The sequence below is a fragment of the Sphaerisporangium album genome, from assembly GCF_003323745.1.
Lineage (GTDB): Bacteria > Actinomycetota > Actinomycetes > Streptosporangiales > Streptosporangiaceae > Sphaerisporangium > Sphaerisporangium album.
Genome location: NZ_QOIL01000002.1, coordinates 114,549 through 128,752, shown reverse-complemented (window position 1 = coordinate 128,752; position 14,204 = coordinate 114,549). Strand labels below are relative to the sequence as shown.

The 14,204-nt window shown below is 72.6% G+C and carries 12 protein-coding genes; 5 read left to right on the top strand and 7 right to left on the bottom strand.

The genetic code is table 11. The features are described 5' to 3' along the window. Window positions 1–192 precede the first annotated feature (192 nt). Entirely contained in the window at window positions 193–1,107 is a 915-nt protein-coding gene (dapA, locus tag DQ384_RS03225) for a 4-hydroxy-tetrahydrodipicolinate synthase (RefSeq protein ID WP_114027162.1), read from the bottom strand. Between the two features lie 482 nt (window positions 1,108–1,589). Here dapA and DQ384_RS03220 point away from each other — a divergent pair, with 482 nt between their 5' ends. After that, window positions 1,590–2,330, top strand: a complete 741-nt coding sequence (locus tag DQ384_RS03220; protein WP_114027161.1) for a GntR family transcriptional regulator — start codon at window positions 1,590–1,592, stop codon at window positions 2,328–2,330. Between the two features lie 260 nt (window positions 2,331–2,590). Here DQ384_RS03220 and DQ384_RS03215 read toward each other — a convergent pair whose 3' ends face one another. Continuing rightward, window positions 2,591–3,694: a DMT family transporter gene (locus DQ384_RS03215; protein ID WP_114027160.1), complete on the bottom strand. Its 1,104-nt coding sequence runs from the start codon at window positions 3,692–3,694 to the stop codon at window positions 2,591–2,593. Here DQ384_RS03215 and DQ384_RS03210 point away from each other — a divergent pair. The 4 genes from DQ384_RS03210 to DQ384_RS03195 all read left to right on the top strand — a co-directional run bounded on the left by DQ384_RS03210 (window position 3,693) and on the right by DQ384_RS03195 (window position 7,813). Beyond that, entirely contained in the window at window positions 3,693–5,099 is a 1,407-nt protein-coding gene (locus DQ384_RS03210) for an aminotransferase-like domain-containing protein (protein ID WP_114027159.1), read from the top strand. The genes DQ384_RS03215 and DQ384_RS03210 overlap by 2 nt on opposite strands. A 228-nt stretch (window positions 5,100–5,327) precedes the next feature. Further along, complete coding sequence (locus DQ384_RS03205) at window positions 5,328–5,978, top strand: CGNR zinc finger domain-containing protein (protein WP_114027158.1); 651 nt, start codon at window positions 5,328–5,330, stop codon at window positions 5,976–5,978. Window positions 5,979–6,211: 233 nt separating this feature from the next. After that, entirely contained in the window at window positions 6,212–6,796 is a 585-nt protein-coding gene (locus DQ384_RS03200; RefSeq protein ID WP_114027157.1) for a GNAT family N-acetyltransferase, read from the top strand. 147 nt (window positions 6,797–6,943) lie between these two features. Then, window positions 6,944–7,813 carry a 1,4-dihydroxy-2-naphthoate polyprenyltransferase gene (locus tag DQ384_RS03195; protein ID WP_114027156.1) on the top strand — a complete coding sequence of 290 codons (870 nt, stop codon included), beginning with the start codon at window positions 6,944–6,946 and terminating at the stop codon, window positions 7,811–7,813. A gap of 32 nt (window positions 7,814–7,845) precedes the next feature. Here the strand turns inward: DQ384_RS03195 and dapB are convergent, their stop codons facing one another. From dapB to DQ384_RS03170, 5 genes are all read right to left on the bottom strand, one after another. After that, complete coding sequence (gene dapB / locus DQ384_RS03190; protein WP_114027482.1) at window positions 7,846–8,583, bottom strand: 4-hydroxy-tetrahydrodipicolinate reductase; 738 nt, start codon at window positions 8,581–8,583, stop codon at window positions 7,846–7,848. A 137-nt stretch (window positions 8,584–8,720) separates the two neighbouring features. After that, window positions 8,721–10,031, bottom strand: a complete 1,311-nt coding sequence (locus DQ384_RS03185) for a M16 family metallopeptidase (RefSeq protein WP_114027155.1) — start codon at window positions 10,029–10,031, stop codon at window positions 8,721–8,723. Continuing rightward, entirely contained in the window at window positions 10,028–12,370 is a 2,343-nt protein-coding gene (locus tag DQ384_RS03180; protein WP_114027154.1) for a polyribonucleotide nucleotidyltransferase, read from the bottom strand. The genes DQ384_RS03185 and DQ384_RS03180 overlap by 4 nt, the downstream gene beginning before the upstream one ends. A gap of 417 nt (window positions 12,371–12,787) precedes the next feature. Further along, window positions 12,788–13,057 carry a 30S ribosomal protein S15 gene (gene rpsO / locus DQ384_RS03175; protein ID WP_114027153.1) on the bottom strand — a complete coding sequence of 90 codons (270 nt, stop codon included), beginning with the start codon at window positions 13,055–13,057 and terminating at the stop codon, window positions 12,788–12,790. Between the two features lie 192 nt (window positions 13,058–13,249). After that, window positions 13,250–14,200 carry a bifunctional riboflavin kinase/FAD synthetase gene (locus tag DQ384_RS03170; RefSeq protein WP_114027152.1) on the bottom strand — a complete coding sequence of 317 codons (951 nt, stop codon included), beginning with the start codon at window positions 14,198–14,200 and terminating at the stop codon, window positions 13,250–13,252. Window positions 14,201–14,204 lie beyond the last annotated feature (4 nt).

The following is a 14,204-nucleotide window of genomic DNA, read 5'->3' as shown; positions in this document are numbered from 1 at the left end:
GCGCCTCGCGGGCCACGGTTTCTGTCTCCGATTCTCAAAACCCCTCTGTTCCTCCCCACCGCGCCGACTGCGCGGCCTGTAGCGGTCCTGCCTGTCCCCGCCGCTCGCGTCCGTGCCGTCTGGACGGACGGACGCGCGGCGGTCACGTCATCGTGGCGCCCTTCACGGCCCCTCGCGGGCGCCTCCCGGGCGTCAGCCGGGCAGCTTGACCCCGCCCGCGAGCAGGTCCTCCCTCAGGGCGGCCACCTCTTCGTGGGTCGCGTCCACGAGCGGGAGCCGCACGGGGCCGGCGTCCCTGCCGAGCAGCCCGAGGGCCGCCTTCGTCATGATCACCCCTTGGGTGCGGGTCATGATGCCGGTCACGACGGGCAGCAGGCGACGGTTGACGTCACGGGCGCCCTCGGCGTGGCCGGAGCGGAAGAGCCGGATCATGGAGGCCAGCTCGGAGCCTACGACGTGGCTCACCACGCTGACGAACCCGGCGGCCCCGACCGAGAGCCAGGGCAGGTTGGCGGCGTCGTCACCGGAGTAGAACGTGAGGCCCGTGGCGCCCATTACCTGCGCGCCGGCGAACAGGTCGCCCTTGGCGTCCTTGACGGCGACGATGCGCGGGTGGTGGGCCAGGCGCAGCAGCGTCTCGGTGGCGATGGGCGTGCCCGTGCGCCCGGGGATGTCGTACAGCATCACCGGCAGGCCCGTGGCGTCCGCCACGGTCGTGAAGTGCTGGTACAGCCCCTCCTGCGGGGGCTTGTTGTAATACGGCGTCACCAGCAGCAGGCCATGGGCCCCCGCGCGCTCGGCGGCCCGGGCCAGCTCGATCGTGTGACGGGTGTCGTTGGTGCCGGCACCGGCCACGACGGTCGCGCGGTCGCCGACGGCTTCCAGCACCAGGCGCAGGATCAGCTCTTTCTCCGCGTCCGTGGTGGTGGCGGACTCTCCGGTCGTGCCGCTCACTACCAGGCCGTCGTTGTCCTGCTCGTCGACAAGGTAGGTCGCCAGACGCTGGACGCCTTCGGCGTCGACGGCGCCGTCCGTCGTGAAGGGGGTGACCATGGCGGTCAGCAAGCGGCCGAAAGGCGCGTCGGAGGTTCCTGTTGGCGATGCCATAGACGGAACGGTACCCGGATCCGGCGGGATCGGTGGACCCCGCCACCCCGGTTCCGCACGCGAGGGGCGTTCGGTGGGGTCTAAGTGGCTTCGCCGGTAGTTGCCCGGCCATGCCGGGAGATGGATAGAGGCCGCCGATATGTGCTCGGGGGTACACACATCGACGACCTCTGTCCGTCTATCGACGTGGCTTACGTGGGTGTTACACGACTCTGAGGAGAATTTTCCGGCGGCCTCCCGGCGCCCCTCCGCGCGCCGCGTCACCGCAGGTCCCTCCGGAACTCCGCCAGACCCCCGGCGGAGCAGGCCGTCCCGGCCGGTTCCGCCGACCGAGGCGCCCGCGCACCGGCCCGCGCCGCCGCCCGGTTGCCGCGAACGGCCGCCCGTAAAGTTGGGACCCCAACCCGTCGCCATTACTCCGTGTTGTCTCCTGATTACGGCAAGATAAGAAAACGATCTCGAACGCCCCCAGGGATGGACGGATGACTGGCAACGACCCGGTGTACCTCCGTGTTGTCGAAGAGTTGCGGGCGCAGATAGTCGACGGCACCCTGCCGCCCGGGGCGCCGATCCCGTCTCGCGCCCAGCTCACCCAGCGGTTCCGCGTGGGCGAGACCGCCGCCCGCCACGCATTACGGGTGCTGGCCGCCGAAGGGCTGATCATCGGCAGGGTCGGCTCGGGCCACTACGTCCGCGAGAAGTCCGTGCTCTATCCCCTCCAGCGCTCCCGCCACACCGACCACGACGCCCCGTTCGCCGCCGACATGCAGGCGGGCGGCCACCGCGCCACCTGGGACTGGCGCAGCGAGCCCGTCCGAGCCGGGCGCGACCTCGCCCGGCGCCTGCGACTCGACCCGGGCGACCCGGTGATCCGCACGCGCTACGTCTTCCGCGCCGAGGGCAGGCCGATGCAGCTCGCCACCTCCTACGAGCCCGCCGAGCTCGGCAAGGGGCAGGCCGCCCCCGAGGAGGGCACCAACGGACGCAAGAGCCTGCTGGCCCGCATGTCCGCCGCCGGAGTCAAGATCACGGACATCCGCGAGAGCGTCCACACCCGCGTCCCCCAGCCCACCGAGAGCGACCTGCTCGACCTGCCCACCGGCGTCCACGTCCTCCACGTCGAGCGCACCCACTGGGCCGGCGACCGCCCCGTCGAGACCAGCGACATCGTCGTCCCCGGAGACCGCTTCCGCCTCGTCTACTCCGTCCCCCTCGGGGCCTGAGGGAGCCCGACCTTCCGCCCGCCCGCGTGGCCTGGCCCTTCTCCCCCCGTCCGCACGGAGTGGCTCTTCACGGCGCCGCGGCGGCGGGAAGGGACGTCGGTGAAATCGGCGCCTCGTACGGTGATCCGCCACGGGGGTCTCGTTGACCGGCGGTGTCACGGTACGAGGTTCCGAGGGCGCTGTGCGGGGCTGGGAAGCGGTTTTGAGGGTTGGTGGCATTCCGGTGGGGGCGGGGGGTGGTTTACGGCCTGTGGGCGCGTTCAGGCGCGCGTGCGCTGGGTTGTGGCCACGCACAGCAGGACGGCGAGCGCTCCGGCGATCGTGGCGAGCTCGAAGTGCTCTCCGAGCAGGAGCCACGCCCACAGCAGCGACACGAGCGGCTGCAGGAGCTGGGTCTGACCGGCGCGCGCGATGCCGCCGAGGGCGAGCCCGGCGTACCACGGGATGAATCCGAGGAACATCGACACCAGCGCCACGTAGGCGAACCCCGCCACAGCCGCCACCGTCGGATGCCAGGGCGTGACCACGGCCAGCACGACCGTGACCGGCACCGAGATCGGGGCCGCGACCACCAGCGCGTACGAGATCACCCGCCAGCCCGGGGTGTGCCGGGCCAGCCTGCCGCCCTCGGTGTACCCGGCCGCCGCGCAGAGCAGGGCCGCGAGCAGCAGCAGGTCGGCGAGGGACGGGCGCCCGCCTCCCCGGCTCAGCGTGAAGACCGTCACCGACACGGCCCCGGCGGCGCAGGCGGCCCAGAACAGCGCGCGTGGGCGCTCCCCCGCGCGCAGGACGGCGCACACGGCCGTGGCGGCCGGGAGCAGGCCGATCACGACGGCGGCGTGCGACACGCTCGCCCCCGAGTCCAGCGCGAGCCCGCTGAACAGCGGGAACCCGAAGACCACGCCGAGCCCGATGACCGCGTACGACCGCAGGTGGGCGCGGGGCGGCAGGAGCGGGGCTCCGGCGGCGATCAGGCAGACCCCCGCGACCAGCGCGGCGAGGGCCGCCCTGCCGATGGCGACCAGATAGGGGTCGAAGCCCCGCATCGCGAACTCGGTGGCCGGAAAGCTCCCGGAAAAGGCCAGCACCCCGAGCCCGGCGAGCGCCGTGCCCTGCCAGACGCCCCCGCCGCGCCGCGCGTCACGGCCGGCCGGATCGCCCGCCCGGGCGGGCCGCCCGCCTCCAGTCCCTTCGAGGCCGCCGTTCCCCGCCTCTTCAGGACCACGGGCTGCCGCATCTTCCGGGCCGTCCGGCGTCGCGGGCCGTCGCCCCTCGGGACCGGGCGCCGCGCGCTCGCCCTCCGCACGACCGGGCGTATGCGGCGATACTGCCGAGGGAACGATAGCGCTATTCTGCTCTCTCATGGATGACGATAGCAGTATCGCCCGGCTCGCCGGGCTGCTGCGGGAGGAGGCCGCCCGGGTCGGTCCCGGGGGACGGCTGCCGTCCAGCCGGGAGCTCACGCGGCGGCACGGCGTCAGCCCGGTCACCGTCTCGCGGGCGCTGGCGGCGCTCACGGCCGAGGGCAGGGTGGTCACGCGGCCGGGCATCGGCGCGTTCGCCGCCGCCCCGCCCTCCGCGACGGCGGGGGACGCCACGGACGTGTCCTGGCAGACGGTCTCGCTCGGCGACAGGTCCGTGGACGACACGGCCGTCAGCGGCCTGCTCACCCCGCCGCCCGAGGGGGTCATCCCGCTCACCGGCGGCTACCTCAACCCCGCCCTGCGCCCGTCCAGGGCCCTGGCGAACGCGGCCGCGCGCGCCGTGCGCCGTCCGGACGCCTGGGCGCTGCCGCCGCTGAACGGCCTCGCCGAGTTGCGCCGCTGGTTCGCCACCGAGGTCGGCGGCGGGGTCACCCAGGCGGACGTGCTGATCACCAGCGGCGGCCAGGCCGCGCTCACCCACGCCTTCCGCGCCCTGGCGGCCTCCGGCGAGGCGATGCTCGTGGAGACCCCGACCTACCCGGGCGCGCTCGCCTCGGCGCGGGCCGCCGGGCTGCGCGCGGTCGCCGTGCCGATGGACCGCGACGGCGTGCGGCCGGAGCTGCTGGCCGAGGCGTTCGCGGTCACCGGCGCGCGGGTCTTCTACTGCCAGCCGACCCTGCACAACCCCACCGGCGCCGTGGTCCCGGCCGCGCGCAGGGAGCAGATCCTCGCCGTCGCCAGGGCCGCGGGCGCGTTCGTGATCGAGGACGACTACGCCCGCTACCTGACGACGGGCGCCGTGCCGCCCTCGCTCGTCACCCTGGACACCCATGGGACGGTCGTCCACGTCAACTCGCTCAGCAAGATCACCGCACCGAGCATGCGGGTGGCCGCCGTCATCGCCCGGGGCCCGGCGGCGCGCCGGCTCAAGGCCGCACAGCTCGTGGAGTCGTTCTTCGTGGCCCGGCCGTTGCAGGAGACGGCGCTGGAGTTCCTCGGTTCGCCGGGCTGGCGCCGTCACCTGGCCGGGGTGGCGGCGGAGATCGCGGTGCGGCGGGACGCGCTCGCGGCGGCCCTGGCCCGCCACCTGCCGTCCGCCGAGGTCCGGCCGGTCCCGCAGGGCGGCCTGCACCTGTGGGTGCGTCTTGCGCGCGAGGTCGACGAGACCGCCCTGGTCGAGAGCGCCCAGCGGGCCGGGGTGCTGGTGAGCCCCGGCGCGATCTACCACCCCGCCGAGCCTCCGGGGCCGCACGTCCGCGTGACGCACATCGCGGCGGCGCACGTCGCCGAGCTGACCGAGGGCGTCCGCCGCCTCGGCACGGCCCTGGACGCCCACCTGCCCTGACGCCGCGGCGACACTCTCCGTCCCCCCGTCCCGAGGCACGAGGTGCCCGTCCCCCTGTCCTGCGGCCGGCGGGCTCGCCGTCCCTGTCCCGAGGCGCGGCGGGACTTCCCGTTCCCGTCCCGAGGCCCGGCGGCGCGCTGCCGTCCCCGCCCGTGACGATGCGGGCCGTGACAGTGGGGCGAGGGCGTCGATACCAGGCGAAACCCTCTACTGGCTTACAGTGGTGACATGGACGCGCCGGCCGAACTGCTCCGCGACTTCGTGAACACCTACGACGTCCAGGGCGACACCGACGAGCTGGCCTCCCCCGCCGAGCTCGCCATCTGGCTGCGGGAACACGGGCTGATCTCCGAGTCCGACCGCGCCGTGGACGATGACTGGGCGCTGGCCGTCAACCTGCGCGAAGGGCTGCGCACCGCCCTGCGGCACGAGCATTCCTCCCCTGAGACCCCGCCGCCCGTACCCGCCCCGGCGGACCCGGTAGACCCGGCGGACCTGACCGCCCCTGCGGGCCTGGCACCCGCTCCCCCGGACCCGGCCCTCGCCCCGGCCCCCGAGGCCGCCTCCGCCCGGCTGGAGGCCGCGCTCGCGGCGCTCCCCCTGCGGATCACCCTGGTGGACGGCGCGCCCGTGCCGGAGCCGCTCGCCGACGGCGCGGCGCGAGGGCTGGGGCTGATCGCGACGGCCGTTCTGCGAGCGCACGCCGACGGCTCCTGGCCGCGCCTGAAGGTGTGCGCCGACAGCACCTGCCAGTGGGCGTTCATCGACTCCTCCAAGAACCGCTCGCGCTCGTGGTGCTCGATGCGGGTGTGCGGAAACCGCACCAAGACCCGCGCCTACCGCGCCCGCCGCCAGCGAACCACCCCGGGCTCGTCCTGAACACCTGAACAGATCCCCGGCGGTCAACGGGGGCGCCCCGGATCGACCCGGCGGCGCGGGTGCCGGCTGCTCGTGGGGTGGAGGCGTTCCGCGAACGTTCACCGGAGCCTCCCATCCCGCTACGGCGACGTCATCACGCGCGTTCCCCCGGGCGGACGATCATCGGTGGCGGTTCCTCGTAGCCGGGTGGACCCGGATACGGTGTGGAGGCCGAGGAAAGGAGGCCTGCCGGTATGGCAGACGTGGGGGTGCGGGCCGCGCGGCGTGAAGACGTCCCGGCGGTGACGGCCACCCAGATCAGGGCGTGGAAGAGCGGCTACGGCCGGTTCATCCCCGAGGAGCCGCTTGAGCAGATGACCGGGCCGGCGGCTCAGGAGCTGTGGGGCCGCCAGTGGGAGGAAGCCGTCGTCGCACCGCCCTCGCCGCGCCACCGCCTCCTGGTGGCCGTCGAGACCGAGGACCTTCTGACCTCCCTCGCCGAGAGCCACGGCGAGCCCGGCGGGCAGCGGGTGGTCGGGCTGGCCTCCCACGCCCCCGCCGAGGACCCGGACCTCGATCCGTCCACCACGGCCGAGCTGCTCACCCTGCTCGTCGACCCCGACCACACGCGCCGGGGCCACGGCAGCAGGCTGCTCAACGCCACCGTCGACCACCTGCGCGAGGACGGCTACGCCTCGGTCGTCACCTGGGTCTTCGCCGACGACCACGCGCGGCTGGGGTTCCTGGCGTCGGCGGGGTGGGCCCCGGACGAGGCCGAGCGCGTCCTGGACATGGGCCGCCCGGTGAAGATGATCCGCCTGGCCACGGACATCAGCTGATCACCCCCGACGACCCCGCGGTCGTACGACCGGCCCGCGAGCGGGTCGGCAGAAGGTCATGAAATACCCTGCATAGGCGAATCCGGCCTGGGACGGGGGTTCCCCGCCCTCCGGCCGCGGACCGAATCGGCGGAAGAGGGAACGACGTTGGCGACACCCGCTCAGTGGCTGGCGGGGGCACGGCCCCGCACCCTCCCCGCGGCGGTGGTCCCCGTCGCCGTGGGCACGGGCGTGGCGATCTCGTACGGCGCGGTGAACTGGTGGCGGGCCGCGGTGGCGCTGCTGGTCGCGCTGGTCCTGCAGATCGGCGTGAACTACGCCAACGACTACAGCGACGGCGTGCGCGGCACCGACGAGGCCCGGGTGGGCCCGCTGCGGCTGGTCGGCTCGCGGGTCGCCACCCCCCGCTCGGTGCTGCTGGCCGCCTTCGGGTGCTTCCTGGCGGCGGCCGTCGCGGGCCTGACGCTGGTCGTGGCCACCGGAGCCTGGTGGCTGCTGATCGTCGGCGCGCTGGCCATCGCCGCCGCCTGGTTCTACACCGGAGGCTCACGGCCGTACGGCTACCGGGCGTTCGGCGAGATCTCGGTGTTCGTGTTCTTCGGCCTGGTCGCGGTGGCGGGCACCACGTACGTCCAGATGGAACGGCTTCCGTGGCTCGCGGTCGCGGCGGCCGTGCCGGTCGGGCTGCTGGCCTGCGCGCTGCTGGTCGTGAACAACCTGCGCGACATCGCCACCGACGGCCCCGCGGGCAAGCGCACGCTGGCGGTCGTGCTCGGCGACACCCGGACGCGCGTGCTCTACGTCGTCTGCCTGCTGCTCCCGTTCGTCATCGCCCTGGGCCTGGCCTTCGCCCGGCCGTTCGCCGCGCTCACCGTGCTGGCGCTGCCGCTCGCCCTGCTGCCGGCCAGGGCCGTACGGGACGGGGGGAACGGGCGGGCGCTGATCGCCACGCTCCAGCACACCGGGCGGCTCCAGCTCGCCTTCGGCCTGCTGTTCACGATCGGTCTCGCGCTCTAGCCCGTTCGGCGGGTTCGGGCGCCGCGAACGCGTTACAGGTCGAGGAGGTGCTCCAGGCCGACGGTGAGGCCGGGGAGCTCGCGGACGCGGCGGACGCCCAGCAGCACGCCGGGGGTGAACGAGGAGCGGTTCATCGTGTCGTGGCGGATCGTGAGGATCTCGCCGTCGCCACCGAGCAGGACCTCCTGGTGGGCGATCAGCCCGGCCAGGCGCACTCCGTGGACGTGCACGCCCTCGACGTCGGCGCCGCGCGCGCCGGGCAGCTCGGAGCTCGTGGCGTCCGGCATCGCGCCGAGGCCCGCCTTGCGCCGCGCCTCGGCGACCAGCTCGGCCGTGCGCCGGGCGGTGCCCGAGGGGGCGTCCGCCTTGTTCGGGTGGTGCAGCTCGATGATCTCGACCGACTCGAAGTAGCGGGCGGCCTGCTGGGCGAAGTGCATCATCAGCACCGCGGCGATGCCGAAGTTGGGGGCGATCAGCGCGTTCACGCCGGGGTTGGCGGCCAGCAGGCCGCGCACGACCTCCAGGCGGGCGGCGTCGAAGCCGGTCGTGCCCACCACCGGGTGGACGCCGTGCTCGATGCACCACCGCAGGTTGTCCATGACCACGTCGGGGTGGGTGAAGTCGACCACCACCTCGGCCGCCGTGAGCGACTCGATGGGGTCGCCGGCGTCGACCGCCGCGACGAGCTCCATGTCCTCGGCCGCGTGGACGGCCTTGCAGACTTCGACACCGACGCGCCCGCGGGCGCCCAGAACTCCAACCCTGATCACGACGTCCAAGCGTAGCGCCAAACCCGGGCCTTCCGGAGAAGACCCGGGCGGGTGCGGCCACGCCCGGACGCGACCACGATCGGCTCCGCACCGGCCCGGGACCTGCGTCCCGGGACCGGCAGGGGCAGGCGATCCGTTCAGGCGATGAAGGAGCTGAAGTCCTTGTCGCCGTACGGGCCGATGACGGCGAGCGTCATCGGCTGGGAGAGGATCTCGCGCGCGATCGCGTCGACCTCCTCGGGGGTGACGGCCTCGATGCGCGCCAGCACCTCGTCGACCGACATCAGCGTGTCGTACACGAGCTCGCTCTTGCCGATGCGGGACATGCGCGACCCGGTGTCCTCCAGGCCGAGCACGAGCCCGCCGCGCATCTGGCCCTTGCCCCGGGCGATCTCCTCCTCGGTGATGCTCTCGGCGACGACCCGGGAGATCTCCTCGCGGCAGATCTTCAGGACGTCGTCGATCTTGCCGGGGAGGCAGCCGACGTAGACACCGAACTGGCCGGTGTCGGCATACTGCGTGGTGTAGCTGTACGCCGAGTAGGCCAGCCCGCGCTTCTCGCGGATCTCCTGGAACAGGCGCGACGACATGCCGCCGCCCAGGGCCGCGTTGAGGACGCCGAGGGCGAAGCGCCGGTCGTCCGTGCGCGACAGCGCGGTGGTGCCGAGGACCAGGTTGGCCTGCTCGGTGGGCCGGTCGACCAGCCGCACGCCGGAGCGCGGCGCGGCGCCCTCGCCCGACAGGCGCGGGGCCACGGGCTGGGCCGTGCCGCCGAGCGCGCCCGCCCGCTCGTACGCCGTGGCGACGAGCTCGACGACCCGCTCGTGCGAGACGTTGCCGCACACCGAGACCACGGTGTGCGGGGGCAGGTAGTAGCTCTGGTAGTACTCGGCGATGCGGTCCCGCGACAGCGTGTTGATCGACTCGACCGAGCCGAGGATGGGCCGCCCGAGCGGGACGTCCCCGTACAGCTGGGCGGAGAACGCCTCGTGCACCGCGTCGGACGGGTCGTCGTCGTGCATGGCGATCTCTTCCAGGATCACGCCGCGCTCGGACTCGACGTCCTCGGCGGTGACCAGGGAGGAGGTGACGACATCGGCGAGGACGTCGATCGCCAGCGGCAGGTCCTCGTCGAGGACCCGCGCGTAGTAGCAGGTGTACTCCTTGGCGGTGAAGGCGTTGATCTCGCCGCCGATGCCCTCGATCGCCGCGGAGATCTCCAGGGCGTCGCGGGTCGGAGTGCCCTTGAACAGCAGGTGTTCGAGGAAGTGGGTGGCCCCCGTGTGCTCGGGGGCCTCGTCACGCGATCCGATGCCGACCCACATGCCGACCGCCACGGAGCGGACGGTAGGCATGGTCTCGGTCACCACCCGGAGACCCCCGGGGAGGACGGTGCGGCGTACCACCCCGGCGCCGTCCCTGCCCGGGTGCAGAGTCGTGGTCGTCACGAGTTGCGATCGTCCCGTCCGCCGCGGGTGCGGGTGCGGCGCGGCCGGTCGCCACCGCGGTCCTCACGGGGCTCGCGGGCCTCGCGCGGCTCACGGAAGTCCGGCTCGGGGCGGGAACCGCCGTCGTCGTCGCCGTCACCGCCGCCGCTCTCGGCCTTGGCCGCGTCCTCCTTCTCGATGACCTCGACGGGCACCAGGGACAGCTTGCCGCGCGAGTCGATCTCGGCGATCTCCACCTGGATCTTGTCGCCGACGTTCATGACGTCCTCGACGTTCTCGATGCGCTTGCCGCCGTGCAGCTTGCGGATCTGGGAGACGTGCAGCAGGCCGTCCTTGCCGGGCAGCAGGCTGACGAACGCGCCGAAGGCGGCGATCTTGACGACCGTGCCCAGGTAGCGCTCGCCGACCTCCGGCATGTGCGGGTTGGCGATCGAGTTGATCGTGCTGCGCGCGGCCTCCGCCGACGGGCCGTCGGTGGCGCCGATGTAGATCGTGCCGTCGTCCTCGATCGTGATCTCGGCGCCGGTGTCGTCCTGGATCTGGTTGATCATCTTGCCCTTGGGGCCGATGACCTCGCCGATCTTGTCGACCGGGACCTTGATCGTGATGATGCGCGGCGCGGTCGGGTTCATCTCGGCCGGGGAGTCGATCGCCTCCTGCATGACCGACAGGATCGCCAGCCGCGCGGCCCTGGCCTGCTTGAGCGCCCCGGCCAGGACCTCGGCCGGGATGCCGTCCAGCTTGGTGTCGAGCTGGAGGGCGGTGATGAGCTCGCGGGTGCCGGCGACCTTGAAGTCCATGTCGCCCATGGCGTCCTCGGCGCCGAGGATGTCCGTCAGCGTGACGTACTGGTCGCCCTCGCCGATGAGGCCCATCGCGATGCCGGCCACCATCTCCTTCAGCGGGACGCCCGCGTCCAGCAGCGCCATGGTGGAGGCGCAGACCGAGCCCATGCTGGTCGAGCCGTTGGAGCCGAGCGCCTCCGACACCTGGCGGATGGCGTACGGGAACTCCTCGCGGCTCGGCAGCACCGGCAGCAGCGCACGCTCGGCGAGCGCGCCGTGGCCGATCTCGCGGCGCTTGGGCGAGCCCACGCGGCCGGTCTCACCGGTGGAGTAGGGCGGGAAGTTGTAGTTGTGCATGTAGCGCTTGGTGCGCTCCGGGTTGAGCGTGTCGATCATCTGCTCCATGCGCAGCATGTTCAGCGTGGTGATGCCCAGGATCTGGGTCTCGCCGCGCTCGAACAGGGCCGAGCCGTGGACCCGCGGGACCACGTGGACCTCGGCGCTGAGCTGGCGGATGTCCTTGGTGCCGCGGCCGTCGATGCGCACGCCCTCGTTGATCACGCGCTCGCGCATGAGCTTCTTGGTGAGCGAGCGGAACGCGGCGGAGATCTCCTTCTCGCGGCCCTCGAAGTCGGGCCCGAGCTTCTCCAGCGCCAGCGCCTTGACCCGGTCGAGCTCGGTCTCGCGCTCCTTCTTGCCGGCGATGGTCAGCGCGGAGGCCAGCTCGCTCTTCACGGCGCCGGCGACGGCCTCGTACGCGTCCTCCTGGTAGTCCAGGAAGATCGGGTACTGGGCGGTCTCCTTCGCGGCGACCTCGGCGATCTTGCTCTGCGCCTCGACCAGCACCTTGATGAACGGCTTGGCCGCCTCAAGGCCCTCGGCCACCGTCTCCTCGGTGGGCGCGACGGAGCCCTCGGCGACGAGCCTGAGGGTGTCGCGGGTGGACTCGGCCTCGACCATCATGATCGCGACGTCGCCGTCCTCCAGCACGCGGCCGGCGACGACCATGTCGAAGGTCGCGCCCTCCAGCTCGGAGTGGGTCGGGAACGCCACCCACTGGCCGTTGATCAGCGCGACGCGGACGCCGCCGATCGGGCCGGAGAAGGGCAGCCCGGCGAGCTGCGTGGACAGGCTGGCCGCGTTGATCGCGACCACGTCGTACAGGTGGTCGGGGTTGAGGGCCATCACCGTGGCCACGACCTGGACCTCGTTGCGCAGGCCCTTGACGAAGGACGGGCGCAGCGGGCGGTCGATCAGGCGGCAGGTGAGGATGGCGTCCTCGGACGGCCGGCCCTCGCGGCGGAAGAACGAGCCGGGAATGCGGCCCGCGGCGTACATCCGCTCCTCGACGTCGACGGTGAGCGGGAAGAAGTCCAGGCCTTCCTTGGGATGCTTGGACGCGGTCGTGGCGGACAGGACCATCGTGTCGTCGTCAAGGTAAACGACGGCGCTTCCCGCCGCCTGGCGCGCGAGCCGCCCGGTCTCGAACCGGACGGAACGCGTGCCGAACGAGCCGTTGTCGATAACGGCTATCGTGCTGTGGACACCCTCCACGGGGGACCTCCTCTTGGGTCGGTCGCCCGCGTCCGTGCTGTCTCGCACGCTCAGGCACTCGCCGAGCGGCCCGGCGTCTTCGCGGTCGGCTCGCTCGTGCCTGGCATCGTGCCTGCCGGCTCCCCGTCATGTGCAGCGCCGGTCTTCGATCGAAGCACCCGGGCTGTACGGCGACCTCGCCGTCGACATCCGGAAGCCACTACCGAGGACCGGCCCGCAGGCGTCACGGGGACGCGCGTGTTCAGCGCTGTGCGGACGCGGGGCACTTCTTCGGCTGTTCAGTTGTCTTTCACATCAGGCCAGTCTGCTCAATAAGGGCCCGGTCGCGCTACGACGCGCCGACCGCGTTCCTCCATATCAAGGTGGCCTTTGCCCTGATATGAGAGAGGGAGCGGCGCGATGCCGCTCCCTTCCACACTATCGACGCAGGCCAAGCCGCTCGATCAGGGTGCGGTACCGCGTGATGTCCTTGCTCATGAGGTACTTGAGCAGGCGGCGCCGGCGGCCGACCAGCAGCAGCAGCCCGCGGCGGCTGTGGTGGTCGTGCTTGTGGGTCTTGAGGTGCTCGGTGAGCTCGCTGATGCGCTTGCTCAGCAGCGCGATCTGCACCTCGGGGGACCCGGTGTCCCCATCGCCGGTGCCGTACTCGGCGATGATCGTCTTCTTGGCGGCGGTGTCGAGCGACACGGCTCTCCTTAGATCTTCTACGGGCGCACGTGACTGGACGAATGTCCACGAACGACCGTGTGCGCCTACAGTCGCCGTTAGTGCCGGTGGGCAGCGCGCAGCGCGCCGAAACCGAGCCGACACGTCAGGCTACCACCGCCGCGGCACCACCGCGCTCGATGCGCGGGCCGCGCCCCCGCGCCCCCGGGGTGATCAGCCGGCGGTCAGGCGGCGGGCCTCGTCGACGTCGCGGCGCATCTGCTCGACGAGCGCCTCGATCGAGTCAAACTTCAGCGTGTCGCGAAGCCGCACCGAGAAGTCGACCACGACGTGGGCACCGTAGAGATCGAGATCGTCGCGGTCGAGGGCGTACGCCTCCACCGTGCGCTCGACGCCCTCGAACGTCGGGTTGGTGCCGATCGAGATCGCCGCCGGCCAGCGGTGCCCGTCGTACGGCGAGGGCGACTGGACGCACTGGAGCCAGCCCGCGTAGACGCCGTCGGCCGGGATCGCCGTGAACGGAGGCGACTCGACGTTGGCCGTGGGGAACCCGAGCAGCGCCCGGCCCCGCTGGTGCCCCCGGACGACCACGCCCTCCACCCGGTGGGGACGGCCGAGCGCCTCGGCCGCCGCCGCGACGTCCCCGGAGGCCAGGCTCTCTCTGATGGAGCTGGAGGAGATCGCCTCGCCGTCGGTCACCAGGGGGACCCCCTCGGCGACGAAGTCGTACTTCTCGCCGAGCTCGCGCAGCGTCTCGACGTCGCCCGCGGCCTTGTGGCCGAACCGGAAGTTCTCGCCCACGACCACCCCCGCCGCGTGCAGGCGGTCGACGAGCACCGCCTGGACGAACTCGTCGGGGGTCATCCGGGAGAACTCCAGCGTGAACGGCAGCACGCAGACCGCGTCCACGCCGAGCGCGGCCAGCAACTCGGCGCGGTGCCGAGGCGTCGTGAGGCGGGTCGGGTGCGCGCCCGGCCTCACCACCTCGTCCGGATGGGGGTCGAACGTGATCACCACGGAGGGAAGGCCGAGATCGGCCGCCAGGTCCACAGCCCGGGTGACCATGCGCTGATGCCCCCGGTGCACGCCGTCGAACACCCCGATCGTGATGACGGACCTGCCCCAGTCTCCGGGCACGTCTTCGAGTCCGTGCCAGCCCTGCACCTCT